Origin of the sequence: Novisyntrophococcus fermenticellae, assembly GCF_018866245.1 — a bacterium.
GTDB lineage: Bacteria > Bacillota > Clostridia > Lachnospirales > Lachnospiraceae > Novisyntrophococcus > Novisyntrophococcus fermenticellae.
In genome coordinates this window covers 459,031-473,622 of sequence record NZ_CP076458.1, presented here as the reverse complement: position 1 = coordinate 473,622, position 14,592 = coordinate 459,031, and the positions used below count along the sequence as shown (strand labels likewise).

The following is a 14,592-nucleotide window of genomic DNA, read 5'->3' as shown; positions in this document are numbered from 1 at the left end:
TTATTCACCGCCCTTCTCTCGAATCACACCGCCGGATACCAGTTCCCCATCCGGATAATCCTCCGGAGTGGTCTCTCCAACGATGGCGGTATTTTTTCCAATCCGTACACTAGGAGGAATAACAGAGTTCTCACCAACAGTAGCAAGTCCAAAGGAGTATACATGGGGCTTAAGCACATTCGGTTGTTCCTCACCAACCCCCATCTGTACATTAGCGCCAACTTTAACGTTCTCCGCTATAATCGACTTGTCCACCTGTGTTCCCTCGCCGATTCTGCTATGCCGCATGATAATGGAATCCCGAACCACAGCCCCCTTAGCAATATAGACATCCGCCCCTATCACCGAATTATGTACTTCTCCATAAATCTCAGTCCCTTCGCCGATAATACTTCGCTCAATAACAGCTTCGCCGGATACGTACTGAGGACGTATCACATCCCCCTTCGTATAGATCTTCCAGAATTCCTCATACAGATTAAACTCGGGAATAATGTCAATCAGTTCCATATTAGCTTCCCAATAAGAGGCAAGGGTCCCCACATCCTTCCAGTAACCATTGAACTCATAGGCAAACAGGTTTTTCCCGTTATCCCTGCAGTATGGAAGAACATGTTTGCCGAAGTCGCAGCTTGTCTGCTCCTTCAGTGCATGCAGTGCTTCTTTTAATACCGGCCAGCTAAAGATATAAATTCCCATAGAAGCCAGATTGCTTCTGGGATGCTCCGGTTTTTCCTCGAACTCCGTAATACGGCCACTGCCATCCGTGATCATGACTCCAAAACGGCTGGCTTCTTCAATCGGAACCGGCATACAGGCGATTGTAACATCTGCCTTGTTGGCTTTGTGAAAATCCAACATCACTTCATAGTCCATTTTGTAGATGTGGTCACCTGATAAGATTAGAACATAGTCCGGATTATAATTTTCCATAAAATCCATGTTCTGGTAGATTGCATTTGCCGTTCCAGTGTACCACTCACTGTTTGTACTTCTCTCGTATGGGGGCAGTACCGTAACACCGCCAACGTTTTTATCCAAATCCCAGGGAATGCCGATTCCTATATGCGTATTGAGCCGCAAGGGTTGGTATTGGGTAAGAACACCGACTGTATCAATGCCTGAATTAATACAGTTACTGAGCGGAAAGTCTATAATACGATATTTTCCGCCAAATGCAACCGCAGGTTTTGCAACATTCTGTGTAAGTACACCTAAACGACTGCCCTGACCACCTGCAAGCAGCATTGCTATCATCTCTTTTTTAATCATGCAATCACCTCTTGTCGTATATAATATATTATATTATAACATATTTTGAATTAATTGTGAACATTTTTTATATTTTTTCAAATCTTTTTTCCTACATTTTATAACTTTTTACCTAATTTTCATTTCAGCATTTTCTTTTATTTTTCTTTTTTTTACAATTAACAACAATTTCATTCAGGCAAAGCCTCCTTCGGGATTTCAGATGCGGTTCCGGCAGCGTTCTGTCTTATATATTTACTTTTCATGGTTAAAAGCGTATAATGATAAAAAAATTATTAATTAAAGAGGATTTTCAATATGTATACAGTTGATTTTAATACACCCATCCATGTGCATTTTATAGGTATTGGCGGAATCAGTATGAGTGGTCTCGCTGAGATTTTATTTAAAGAAGGGTTTTCGATATCAGGATCTGATATAAAGCAAAGTGAGCTTACGAAAGCGATGGAAAAACTGGGCATCAAAGTACATTATTCCCAGGTGCCCTCCAACATAACAGATGATATAGATCTGGTGGTTTATACAGCTGCAGTTCATCCTGATAATCCGGAATATGCCTGTGTAGTGGAAAAGGGAATTCCAATGCTGACCCGGGCCCAGTTGTTGGGGCAGATTATGAAGAACTACGAAACCCCTATTGCAATTTCAGGAACTCACGGCAAAACTACTACCACTTCTCTCGCCTCCCATGTTCTTATGGCCGGAGACTGTGATCCGACCATAACTGTCGGAGGAATTCTCCCTTCCATTCATGGTAATATCAGAGTAGGTAAATCTGAGATATTTATTACTGAGGCTTGTGAGTATACAAATAGTTTTTTAAGTTTCTTTCCCAAAATCAGTCTGATATTGAATGTCGATGCAGATCATCTTGACTTTTTTAAAGATATTGATGATATTCGTCATTCTTTTCATAAATTTGCTGCTCTCCTGCCTTCTGACGGCACATTGATTATCAACGCGGATACACCAAAATACGAATCCATAACTGAAGGTCTTAATTGTGAAGTCATTACTTATGGATTGGAAAATTCCGCTGATTACACAGCCGCTGATATTATCTTTGATCAAATGGGCTGCCCTTCTTTTACCTGTATCTTTCATGGGAAACCCATTGGGGAATTTGTTCTGCGCATACCGGGCATGCATAATGTCTCCAACGCCCTGGCTACGATTGCTCTGGCACACCGGCTGAGCCTGGATACAGCTACAATACAGGAGGGATTCTCAACCTTTACAGGAACCGACCGGCGCTTTCAATATAAAGGGACAATCGGAGGAGTGACTGTCATAGATGATTACGCTCACCATCCGACAGAAATCACCGCCACCTTAAAAGCCGCAAAGAAATACCCTCATCAGACAACCTGGTGTGTATTTCAGCCTCATACCTATACCAGAACAAAAGCACTTCTTGGAGATTTTGCAAAGGCGCTGACTCTGGCAGATAAAGTGTTGCTGGCAGATATATATGCTGCCCGGGAAAAAAATACAATTGGAATCTCCTCTAAAGACCTTCAGCAGGAAATTCTAAAGTTGGGCACTGAATGCCAATATTTTCCTACCTTTGATGAGATAGAAAATTATTTATTGGAAAATTGTGAGCCCGGCGATTTGTTGATAACTATGGGAGCCGGAGATGTTGTAAAAATCGGAGAAAATCTTTTAGGAGTATAAGTTATGCACATTATCCACATGATTATACACATTTTTCTTTGTGTAATCACGTGGATTTTTTAACAGTTCTCTGTTTACATAATGTAATCGACAAAATTCTCGCTTTTTTCCTTAAATCCAACATTTTCTCTCTTTTCATCCTCCAAATAATGACAGCGGGATTTTTTTATCCACATTATAAACATTATCCACAAAGTATTATCTGTTCGACTGGAGCTCACAATTTGATACACTTTAGCTATTCTCAGAAGAGGAATACTGTGCTATACTGGATGTACTTGAAAGAAGGGTGTTTTAGATGAGCAGTATATTGACCATTAAGGATATGCGTTCGGCCTCAGTGACTCTTGTTCCGGACATATTTATAAATGAATACATGCCCGAAGCCAACGGTGAATTTGTAAAGATTTATCTGTACCTGCTTTACGTGATGCACGGACGCACTGCGGCTATCAGCCTGTCTTCTATTGCAGACGCCTTTTCCTGTACGGAGAAGGATGTGCTAAGGGCCTTGAAATACTGGCAGAAAGCAGGTATCCTGAAACTTGAATTCGATTCTGAAAGGAAACTTTCAGGGCTTTCACTGCTGCCTTTGGAAAGTGCTTCAGCAGCTCCTGCCTCTATGGAAACCGCTGTTACTGTATCCGGGCAGGAATCACCGGCACAGCAGGAGGAACCCGGCAGCCCACAGCCGCCCAAATATCTGTCCCCAGGAGCTATCAGGCAGCTTCAGAAGGAGAACCCGGATATTGGACAGCTTCTTTTTCTTGCGGAGCAGTACCTGAAAAAAACCTTGAGTGCCACAGATATGCAGAGAATTCTCTATTTCTATGATGAACTGCATTTTCCCCTGGATCTGGTGGAGTATTTAATAGAGTACTGTGTTTCCCAAAATCACAGGAGCTTAAGTTACATAGAAAAGGTAGGACTTGCCTGGCACCAGGAGAACGTACATACAGTGGACGCCGCTAAACAGCGGACCAATACCTGGAGCAGGGATTATTATGCTATTTTAAAAGCTTTCGGAATCCGGGGACGGGATCCGATTGCTACCGAAGTGGAATTTATGAACCGGTGGATGAAGGAATATGGGTTTTCACTTGACATTATAAAAGAAGCATGTTCCAGAACAATTTCCCAGACTGCCAAGCCAAGCTTTAAATATGCAGAGGGCATTCTGTCCAACTGGCGGCAGAATAATGTTAAATCACCGAGTGATATCGACGGACTGGATCAACAGCATCAGAAACGGGTGAAAGCGTCCGAGAAGGGTGCAGAGACTAAGTCTAAGGCAGCAAATAAATTCAATAATTTTCACCAGCGTGAATATGATTATGAAAAATTGGAAAAACAACTATTAAACCAGTAAGGAGATGTAATGGCACTTTCGAATGCACAGTATGATGCAATTATGCGTGTCTACAGTGAAAAACAGCACAAGCACAGACACCTTCGGGATGAGCATATAAAAGAGGCCTATGCCCGCATTCCGCAGCTTGCCCGGATTGACGCAAAGATTACTGAAATCAGTCTCGCCAAAATACGTGCAAAGTTCAGTGGTTCTCACGATAATACGAATCTTTTGGCAGCAATCAGGCAATTATCCTCCCAGAGGGCAGAACTTCTTCTTGCTTTTGGATATCCTGAAGATTATCTGGATTTAAAGTATGACTGTCCCCTGTGCAAGGATACAGGGTATATAGATAATCAGAAGTGTACATGCTTTAAGAAAGCCGAGACTGAACTTTTATATGATCAGTCAAATATTCGTGATGTTTTGGAGAGTGAAAACTTTGACTGCTGTGATTTGAATTATTATTCGAAAGATCTGATTAATAAAGTCACAGGTATCAGTTCTTATGATACTGCGGCATTGGCATTGAAACGCTGCCATCACTTTGTGGATACTTTTCACAGCAGCTTTGAGAATCTTTTTTTCTACGGAGATACCGGAGTGGGAAAAACCTTTTTTTCTCACTGCATTGCAAAAGATCTCATTGACCGCTCTTTCTGTGTTGTATATTTTACAGCATTTGATTTATTTGAGTTATTCGCCAGAAACACTTTTTCCACAACCGAAGAAGCAAAGGAAAACCAAAGTAATATCTTTGACTGTGATCTGTTAATTATTGATGATCTTGGAACAGAACTCACAAACTCCTTTGTATCTTCGCAATTGTTCTTGTGCATCAATGAACGGATGCTTCGGAAAAAATCCACAATCATTTCCACAAATCTTTCTTTGGACAGGTTTGCTGAAATTTACTCTGAAAGGACATTTTCCCGCATCTCAAGTAACTATACTATAATCAAACTATTTGGAAACGATATACGTATCCAGAAAAAACTTTTGGGAGGAAGAACGCAATGAGTGAGGAATCTGAAAACTATTATGATGGTTTACCAGTGGGAAGACTGGGGATCATACCGCTGGAAAGCTGTACCGCACTCGGTAAAAAAGTGAATGATTATCTGGTATCCTGGCGAAGGGAGCGAGGGCATAAATCCACTGCTATTCTACACGAATATCAAAGAGACAGCTTTATTATTCCATCTAAAGTTCCAAGGTTCGGCACTGGTGAGGCCAAAGGTATTCTGGGTGAATCAGTGCGCGGTGATGATATTTATATTTTGGTTGATATCTGTAATTACAACATGACCTATAAACTTTTCGGACAGGAAAGTCATATGTCGCCGGATGATCATTTTCAAGATCTGAAACGCATAATAGCCGCCGTTGGAGGAAAAGCAAGGCGTATCAATGTCATCATGCCATTTCTCTATGAAAGCCGCCAGCACAAACGTTCCGGAAGAGAATCTCTGGACTGTGCCATCGCACTTCAGGAGCTTGTGGACATGGGGGTGGATAATATTATAACGTTTGATGCCCATGATCCCAGGGTTCAAAATGCAATCCCTCTTCATGGCTTTGAGACCGTACAACCCGCTTATCAGTTTATTAAAAACATTCTGCGCCATGGCAGTGACCTGCAGATTGACAGCGACCACTTGATGGTAATCAGCCCTGACGAAGGTGGTATGAAACGTGCAATCTATATGGCCAATAATCTTGGCGTGGATATGGGTATGTTTTATAAGCGCAGAGATTATTCCACGATTGTGGACGGACGCAACCCTATTGTTGCTCATGAATTTCTGGGTGCCGATGTGTCGGGAAAAGATATGATCATCATCGATGATATGATTTCCTCCGGTGACAGTATGATAGAAGTTGCCACGCTTCTGAAAAAGCGTGGAGCAAGAAATCTCTATCTGTGTTCGACCTTTGGCCTTTTTACTAATGGTCTGGAAAAGTTTGACTGTGCTTATGAGCAGGGACTGTTCACAAAGGTTCTGACTACTAATCTTGTATACCAGACCCCCGAACTGTTGAGTAAGCCCTGGTATGTGACTTGTGATTTAAGTAAATACATCGCGCTGCTCATCGATACCTTGAATCATGATTCTTCTATCAGCGCCCTCCTGGACCCTGTGGAACGTATCCAGAAAGTCTTGAATAAATTTAAAAATCATGAAAAGATCTGATGATATGCGAAAAAGCTGCCATTGGCAGCTTTCCTTGTATCATATATAATTCTCTTTTAATAACTCAATTTCACGTGCATACCCTGCAAGTTCATTCGGTGTTTCCAGATAAAAGGGCAGTTCTCTCAATTTGGGGTGATTGATGATTCTGACAAAAGCCTCCAGCCCAAGGGCTCCCTCTCCAATCCTTTCATGACGGTCCTTGTGGCTTTCAAAAGGGTTTTTACTATCGTTTATATGGATTGCCTTTAGTCTGTCCAGACCGATAATCCTGTCAAATTCTGCAATCACACCATCCAGATTCTGAACAATATCATATCCCGCATCATATACATGGCAGGTGTCCAGACAAACCCCTACATGACTGCTAAGTTCCACTCGTTCTATTATCTCATGCAGTTCTTCAAAGCATCTGCCTACTTCTGTTCCTTTACCCGCCATAGTTTCCAGCAGCACTGTGGTTGTCTGCTCCGGCCGCAGTATATGATTCAGTACTTCCGCAATCTGGCGCACTCCTTCTTCACTTCCCTGTCCGACATGGCTTCCCGGATGAAAATTATAATAATTACCCGGGAGATACTCCATGCGCCTCAGATCGTCTTCCATCGTCTCAAACGCAAATTCCCGTGTTCTTTCTGTTCCTGAGCAAGGATTCAAGGTATACGGAGCATGGGCTAGTATCACAGGTATTCCATGTTCTTCGGCAAACTGCCGGAATGCATGGATGTCCTCCATATCAAGCGGCTTTGCCTTGCTCCCCCGCGGATTTCTTGTAAAAAATTGGAATGTATTGGCTCCTATGCTTACCGCTTCCTGCCCCATATGCAGAAAGCCTTTGGATGAAGACAGGTGGCATCCTATTTTAATCATACTTTCCTCCTAACTTTACCTTATGATAAGGAATTTCAAGCCTGTTAAGCAGGCGTTCTTCTCTGTCATGGCAGGTAAACAACAGCACTTGTCTCCTATTTCCATGCAGCCATCTAAGCGCACGCTCCAGGCGTTTTTCATCATACATGGCAAAAACCTCATCAAGTATAAGCGGCATCTCCTCCTCTTTGCATAAGATATCCATAACTGCCATCCGAAGTGCAAAATACACTTGTTCCACGGTTCCGCTGCTCACTTGATAGATAGGTATGCAAGTTTCCCTTGTATGCAGCAAAATCTCAAAATTCTCATCAATCGTGACCTGCGTGTATCTTCCTCCTGTCAGCTCATATATGATTTCAGAAATTTTTTTCTTCAGCTGACGGCTGATTTCCTGCTGCATCGTGAGGGCGATATCCGCTATGACCTGCATGGCGAGTTCAATCGCCTTTATCTCTTCTTCATATTCACTGGGTTCTGCCATGGTCTTTTGAAGATTCTCTTCCTCTGTTCTCATCTCTTCAAGTATCATCTTCTGTTCTGTGATATCCGACTGCAGATAATCCATATTCCATTGAAGTTTCAGGGATTCATCTTCAATTTCCCCCTCTGCATGAAATTCCCCTTTGTGAGGATGCATCCATATCCTGGCTACAGCCCAGGCAAGAGCTGCAATTACTGCCAGCAAACCTCCTCTGGCAGCCATGCCGGGAACTTTGAAAACTATAAAAATACTCAAAAAGATGAAAGAGACAATAACAGCAACTGCGATATATCTCTTTTTTCTATTAAATCTATTCTCGTGATTTGAATGCGCTCCTTCTTTTTCAGACCTTTCGGGGTCATATGCCTTCGTTTGATATTGTTCCCTGGTCTGCTCCAGATTATCAGTCTTATGTTTTAATTCCTCCTGTAAAAATTCGATCCGTGACTGCAGCTGTCTTTCCTGCTCCTCCAGACGGGATCTTAATACATCTCTTTTCTCCTCCTGCTCTTTTTTTCTGGTTTTCAACGACTTTATCGCCTCCTCCAGATTTGTTTCCTGATCTACATCTCCCTGGTAATTCGCCATATAATTTCGAAGCGCTCTGGTCAGTTCTTCATCCGTTTTGCTCTTCATCTGCCCCACAGAAACCGTGTTGTCGTAGATGGACCGGCTGACTCCTCCCAGCAGCATCCTCAAATCGCCATCCGCTACAGAAAGACGCTCTCCGTCATCTTCGCATAGCAATTCCTCCCGAAAATTTTCCCGGCTGAAATTCCGCTCCAGACGAAAGTGCCTTCCTCCACTTTCAAACCTGAGGGATCCGGCATAGAATCCGGGATTTTCACAGGGCTCGTACTGATGATACATGTCTGTTTTTGATGCCCTGCCCCGCTGTTTGCTTAAGCCGAAAAGCATGCTGCGAATAAATGCGTGTATCGTAGACTTCCCAGCTTCATTATCTCCGTATATGAGATTGATACCGTCTTCCAAGGCAATAAAATGGTTATAGAATTTACCGAAGTTCTTTATATTTAACTCTTTTAGTTTCATTAATCACCTCTTCATTTCCAGCAGTGCTTCCAATCCGTAATAAAGTGCCCTTTCTCCAATATCGTCTGACCCCCTGAGTCTTCTGATATATTCTCCAATCAGGCTGCCATCGTAAATCCGGGCAAGCTCATCTAAGTCATAACAGGGATGTGTAAGGTCTTTGGCTTTCACCACGCGTCCTTTTTTCATAAGCCTTAACAGATTAAATTCCATCCCCTGATCGCGCATCCCCTTCAGGTAAAGATGATAGATATCCCGAACTCCTTCTTTGCGGATCTTTTCACTTACAATATTCTCCAGCTCATACTGTGTACTTTCCTCACTCACGTTCACTTCCAGTACCTTATACTGGCAGACGGCTTCCGGAACAAATATTGCAGATACAGCATCTTCTTTCATAGTTACTTTCATATAGCCATGCGGACCCAAATCATTGCAATCGACAGGCTCCAAAGCGCCAGCATACGCCATCCGGTTCTCTGCAATAACCTCCGGCTTATGTATGTGTCCCAGAGCCACATAATCAAAGCCGGCTGCCAAAACCTTTCTTCTGTCTATGGGACTATGTCTGGCGTCTCCTCCATGCGCCACCAGGATATGATACCTGCAACTTCCTTCCGGTCTGACGTCATCATATAACGGCTCCAAAATCTCGCGTCCATAATAGCTGCATCCATATACTGCTAAGTCCAGCTTGGGAATCTCTATTCTCTGACAGGAGTTACCCCATAGGCCAACCACATTTTTATTCCAGGAGAACTTTTCAAAAAACCCGTCCTTTTTCAGATAATCATGATTACCAGCCATCAATACCACTGTTGTGTCGGGGATACTTTTAAACAGGTAATTGACCCCCTTCAGTTCCCTGAGCAATGGCGGGTGATGGAATAAATCCCCGGCTATAAGCAGAAGATCTGTCTTTTCTTCACGGCAGCGTGTGATAACTTTCTGAAAGGTATCCTGTATATCCGCCTTTCTCTCTTTACTCCACGCAGAACCGATATCAGGTTCCGCGCCCAGATGTATATCTGCAATGTGTATAATTTTCATAGCTTCCTCCCATCTATCAGGGGCAATCTTTAAGCCCGTATAATGAACTTCTTATACGAAGAACAGGCTTCGAAACTCAGGAGTATGCTCCTGAACTTTCAAAGCCTGTCCTTATAAGGAATTCCCTTTTAGCCACGCTCCGTAAATGCTAAATCAATTATAATTCACAGTTTCCTACTGTACGCGGGAATGGTATGACGTCACGAATATTGCTCATGCCTGTTAAATACATAACACAGCGTTCAAATCCCAGTCCGAAACCGGAGTGCCGGGTGGAACCATATTTACGCAGATCCAGATAGAAATCATATCCTTCCGGATCCAGACCGAGCTCCTCCATACGCTGCGCAAGCTTCATATAATCATCTTCTCTCTGGCTGCCCCCGATAATCTCTCCAATACCGGGCACCAGGCAATCCATAGCGGCAACGGTCTTGCCATCCCCGTTCTGCTTCATATAGAACGCCTTGATTTCTTCCGGATAATCTGTCACAAAGACAGGGCGCTTAAACACCTGCTCCGTGAGGTATCTTTCATGTTCAGTCTGCAGATCACAGCCCCACTGTACCTTGTATTCAAACTTATCGTTATTTTTCTCCAGAATTTCAATCGCCTCTGTATAAGTCACACGGCCAAATTCAGAGTTAGACACATGCTGCAATCGTTCAATAAGTCCCTTGTCCACAAATGAATGAAAGAACTTCATCTCCTCCGGTGCTTCCTCCATCACATAATTGATAATGTATTTAAGCATGGCTTCTGCCAATTCCATATTATCTTCCAGATCGGCAAATGCTACTTCCGGTTCAATCATCCAGAACTCTGCCGCATGGCGGGTCGTGTTGGAATTTTCCGCCCGGAACGTCGGGCCAAATGTATAGATTTTTCTAAACGCCTGGGCAAATGCCTCTCCGTCCAGCTGCCCGCTCACAGTCAGATTCGTCATTTTCCCAAAAAAATCCTGGGAGTAATCAATCAGACCCTCCTGGTTTTTCGGAACATTCGCAAGATCCAGTGTCGTTACCTGAAACATCTCTCCGGCTCCTTCTGCATCACTTCCCGTTATCAGAGGCGTATTCACATATATAAATCCTCTCTCCTGGAAGAATTTGTGTATGGCATATGCACACAGGGAACGCACGCGGAACACTGCCTGGTAAGTATTGGTTCTGGGGCGAAGATGCTGTATCGTCCTTAGGTATTCCAATGAATGGCGCTTTTTCTGCAGAGGGTAATCCGGTGCAGATGGCCCTTCTATAGTGATTTCTGCGGCCTGGATTTCAAAAGGCTGCTTTGCCTGTGGTGTGGCCACCAGCGTTCCTTTTACAATAATGGCTGCTCCCACATTCAACTTCGAAATCTGCTCAAAATTCCCCATCTTATCATGATAAACAATTTGTAACGTCTCAAAATAGGTTCCATCGTGAAGCACGATAAATCCAAAAGTTTTGGAGTCCCTGATGCTGCGCACCCATCCTCCTACTGTAACCTCCTTATCCAGGAAGCTTTCCCGATTTTTATATATACTGCGCACACTTGTGATATTCATGCTATTCTCTCCCTTAGTGGATTTTCAAGATTTGATTATACTCTGTTCCGGCACAATTCGCAAGGCATGCCGGACCTTATGACTGTAAAAAGTAAAACGGATCTTCATTTTTCAAAAAATGCATCAGCTGATAGGAGCACATGAGGGCTACATTTTCTTCTTTCAGAATTCTTTTTACCTCAGTGCGGTCTGCCAGAACAACTTCGATCTCTTCACTGTCCTCCTGATACTTTTCAGTAATCTTTCCGGATGCATAACCGTAGACAGTAGCACATGATTCATCCGTCAAACCAATCGTTGTGAAATACGGCTTTTCATAACCGGTTTCCACCGGTATCGTCTCCAGGTCAAGACCCGTTTCTTCATGCAGTTCCCGGACTGCAGCCTGGTGAAAGTTTTCTCCCTCATCTACCAGACCCGCAGGGAATTCATAAATATAGTCATCGATTGAATACCGGTATTGTCGTATCAGTACAACCCGATCCTTATCCTCGCCATATAAACTATAGATGATAACACCGTCTGGTGAATTTGCTTTTGTCCTGCATTTCAAATCCTCAAGACGTCTGGCACGGGAGGCCACATAATAATTATGGGGTGCTCCTTTTTTATTCTCTGCCTTCAGGTAATATAAATTCACATATTTGTTATCAGTCAGCTTTGTGATTTCCTTAATAAGTGCCATGTAATATTTCCTCGATTCCCGCATTATTATACCATTATAACAGAGCCCCGGAGTCAGTGCAACTCCGGGGCTTAATAGTTAATACAGGTTATTAGCAGTTCAGCCATCAGCTCGATTATGCACGTCTGAACTGTTACTATAGGTTCTGGCCCTTTAGCAGTCTGCTGATGTGCTTGTAAAGTAAAAGAGTAATAGCCGAAACCAGGACCCCTTTTACTATATTGAATGGCGCAACGGCCAGCAGGCAGAATTTAAACAGACTGTCTATCGATTTGTTGACAGCTGCTCCGGCCCCGATAATCACATCCATCGACATTCCAAAAGCTTTACCATATACGGGCAAAAGAACATACGCATTCAGGAATGTCGCTGCAATTGTCATAAAAATGGTTCCCATTAAAAGACTGACCCGTGCATATTTTTTTGTTTTATGTTTTTTATAGACAAATCCTGCAGGTACTACCAAAGCGCATCCCATCAAAAGATTCGCCAGCTCTCCCACGAACATAGTATTTGTTCCGTTCAATACCAGGTTAATCAAAATTTTAATTAATTCAATACAGGCACCTGCCAACGGCCCCATGGCAAAGCTTCCTATTAAAACAGGGACTTCACTGAAATCAAGCTCGTAAAAGGATGGTGCCAGAAATGGCATCGGAAATTCAAAGAGCATAAGAACTGCCGCCAGCCCGCCAAGCATTGCAATCTGAACCATCGTTCTGGTCTTTGTGGCCCCTCTTACCGGATTGTTGTGTAGATTTGTCATTGTGTTTGAACTCATAATCATATTCTCCTTTTCTGTGGGAGATTCTGAGCATTCCTTGCATACTTTGGTATACAGAAAAACCCCGGATTCGTAATCCGGGGCACTTGATATGCAAAATAATGTATACCGTTCTTCTTTCATCCAGACTATAACTGTTGGTATCGGAATTGCACCGATTCAGCCGCTGTCAACAGACAGCAGGTCGCGGACTGTACCGCCAGTGGGGAATCACACCCCGCCCCGAAGAATCTCCTGTTTAGTTGTTCCCATTATAACTCATTAAATGGTTATTTTCAAGGGTTTTTTGAATTACTTCGTAGCTGCCCAAAAATTTACAATTGCCTAAGTGTCTCCAAATCAATGACTGCTCCATTGGCCAGTCTTGATTTTTCTGCCGCAATGGCACAATAATGACTTTCCATAGAGTGCTCTATCGATGTCATATTTCCTTCCGGTTCCGTTCCTTTTGCAATCATATCGATAAATTCTTCCACCATACGGCTATCCCCACCTGCATGGCCTGAAAAATCCGTCGCCAACTTTGAAACATCAATCACTTCCGTTTTCTTTCCAAACGGAGTCACTTTAATTGTATTTTCCGATAAGTCCGCAACAATCTCGCCCTTTGTTCCCATAAATTTCTGGTAACGGGAACCTGTCGTATTAAACGCCGCCATCGTTAAAGAAATTGTGGAACCGTCTGTCATGTTCATATTTACGATTTGATGATCTACTACATTGTTATCACACATATAGACACATCTGCCATAAGGCCCGGTTTTAATTGCTTCTGTGACGCTCTCAACCGTAGGGTGGGATGCAACTACATCAACAGGCCAGCCTGTCTTTCCTTTTGCCACACCTGTATCCTCATTCGTAATATAAATTTTCTCCGCATCAAACGGGCATTGTTCTTTCACTTCACATCCGTTAAGGCAGCGTAAGGCTGCACCTTCCGGTGCATTTTCTTTTTTGAAATAGTAGGTATTTCCGAAAGAAGAAACAGAAGCACATGTCTTTTGGGATAACCATAAAAGCAAATCAAAGTCATGACAGCACTTTTGTAAGATCATAGGACTCGTGGTATCAGAGTTTCTCCAGTTGCCGCGAACAAAGCTATGTGCCTGATGCCAATACCCTACATTTTCTATAGCCATAATTGAGACAATATCACCGATGACAGCGCTGCCTATGACTTCTTTGAGTTTCGTGTAATAGGGTGTGTATCTCAGGACATGGCAGACCACAATTTTTTTCCTGCATTCATTAGCAACCCTAACACACTCCCTGCACTCGTCCAGATCAGGTGAAATTGGTTTTTCCAACAGAATATCATAGCCCTTTTTCAATGCCGGAAGCGCATGTTTCACATGCTGCTGGTCCTGTGTTGTGATAAACATGACATCCGCAAGTTTATCTTGTGCAAGAAGCTTTTCCGCACTGGAAAAACATCCGGATTCAGGCACACTATACTCTTTTGCAACTTCGCTTACCTTTACAGGATCAATATCAGCAATTGCCACAATTTCCATCTTATCCGGAAATAATTTTGCTGTCGGAGCATAAACATCTTTCCCTCTGCTTCCTAATCCTGCGATTGCCACTTTGATTCTCTTACTCATTACTTTTCCTCCTGTAAA

Annotated in this window: 12 protein-coding genes and 1 riboswitch; of the genes, 4 read left to right on the top strand and 8 right to left on the bottom strand. The window is 43.0% G+C overall.

Annotation, left to right across the window (positions count from 1 at the left end):
* Complete coding sequence (locus tag KNL20_RS02215; protein WP_230399034.1) at positions 1–1,272, bottom strand: glucose-1-phosphate adenylyltransferase; 1,272 nt, start codon at positions 1,270–1,272, stop codon at positions 1–3.
* 297 nt (positions 1,273–1,569) lie between these two features.
* On the opposite strand from KNL20_RS02215, the gene murC reads away from it, so the two are divergent.
* The 4 genes from murC to KNL20_RS02195 all read left to right on the top strand — a co-directional run bounded on the left by murC (position 1,570) and on the right by KNL20_RS02195 (position 6,495).
* The gene (murC, locus tag KNL20_RS02210; protein WP_230399033.1) at positions 1,570–2,949 is read left to right on the top strand and encodes a UDP-N-acetylmuramate--L-alanine ligase; all 1,380 of its coding nucleotides are present in this window, start codon (positions 1,570–1,572) and stop codon (positions 2,947–2,949) included.
* A gap of 298 nt (positions 2,950–3,247) precedes the next feature.
* The gene (locus KNL20_RS02205; RefSeq protein WP_230399032.1) at positions 3,248–4,318 is read left to right on the top strand and encodes a DnaD domain protein; all 1,071 of its coding nucleotides are present in this window, start codon (positions 3,248–3,250) and stop codon (positions 4,316–4,318) included.
* A gap of 9 nt (positions 4,319–4,327) precedes the next feature.
* Positions 4,328–5,320 carry an ATP-binding protein gene (locus KNL20_RS02200; protein WP_230399031.1) on the top strand — a complete coding sequence of 331 codons (993 nt, stop codon included), beginning with the start codon at positions 4,328–4,330 and terminating at the stop codon, positions 5,318–5,320.
* Complete coding sequence (locus KNL20_RS02195; protein ID WP_230399030.1) at positions 5,317–6,495, top strand: ribose-phosphate pyrophosphokinase; 1,179 nt, start codon at positions 5,317–5,319, stop codon at positions 6,493–6,495. Before KNL20_RS02200 ends, KNL20_RS02195 begins: the two co-directional genes overlap by 4 nt.
* Positions 6,496–6,534: 39 nt before the next feature.
* On the opposite strand, the gene KNL20_RS02190 is transcribed toward KNL20_RS02195, so the two are convergent.
* From KNL20_RS02190 to KNL20_RS02160, 7 genes are all read right to left on the bottom strand, one after another.
* Positions 6,535–7,365 (bottom strand): deoxyribonuclease IV, encoded by an 831-nt coding sequence (locus tag KNL20_RS02190; RefSeq protein ID WP_230399029.1) that lies wholly within the window; start codon positions 7,363–7,365, stop codon positions 6,535–6,537.
* Positions 7,358–8,902 carry an ATP-binding protein gene (locus KNL20_RS02185; RefSeq protein ID WP_230399028.1) on the bottom strand — a complete coding sequence of 515 codons (1,545 nt, stop codon included), beginning with the start codon at positions 8,900–8,902 and terminating at the stop codon, positions 7,358–7,360. The genes KNL20_RS02190 and KNL20_RS02185 overlap by 8 nt, the downstream gene beginning before the upstream one ends.
* Before the next feature lie 3 nt (positions 8,903–8,905).
* A complete protein-coding gene (locus tag KNL20_RS02180; protein WP_230399027.1) occupies positions 8,906–9,952 on the bottom strand; it encodes a metallophosphoesterase family protein in 1,047 nt (348 codons plus the stop codon).
* Between the two features lie 157 nt (positions 9,953–10,109).
* The gene (asnS, locus tag KNL20_RS02175; protein WP_230399026.1) at positions 10,110–11,501 is read right to left on the bottom strand and encodes an asparagine--tRNA ligase; all 1,392 of its coding nucleotides are present in this window, start codon (positions 11,499–11,501) and stop codon (positions 10,110–10,112) included.
* Between the two features lie 76 nt (positions 11,502–11,577).
* Positions 11,578–12,186, bottom strand: a complete 609-nt coding sequence (locus KNL20_RS02170) for an NUDIX hydrolase (protein WP_230399025.1) — start codon at positions 12,184–12,186, stop codon at positions 11,578–11,580.
* A 136-nt stretch (positions 12,187–12,322) separates the two neighbouring features.
* The gene (locus KNL20_RS02165) at positions 12,323–12,967 is read right to left on the bottom strand and encodes an ECF transporter S component (RefSeq protein ID WP_230399024.1); all 645 of its coding nucleotides are present in this window, start codon (positions 12,965–12,967) and stop codon (positions 12,323–12,325) included.
* A gap of 110 nt (positions 12,968–13,077) precedes the next feature.
* A riboswitch (FMN riboswitch) is annotated at positions 13,078–13,204 on the bottom strand.
* An 80-nt stretch (positions 13,205–13,284) separates the two neighbouring features.
* Positions 13,285–14,574: a Gfo/Idh/MocA family protein gene (locus KNL20_RS02160; RefSeq protein ID WP_230399023.1), complete on the bottom strand. Its 1,290-nt coding sequence runs from the start codon at positions 14,572–14,574 to the stop codon at positions 13,285–13,287.
* Between the last annotated feature and the right edge of the window lie 18 nt (positions 14,575–14,592).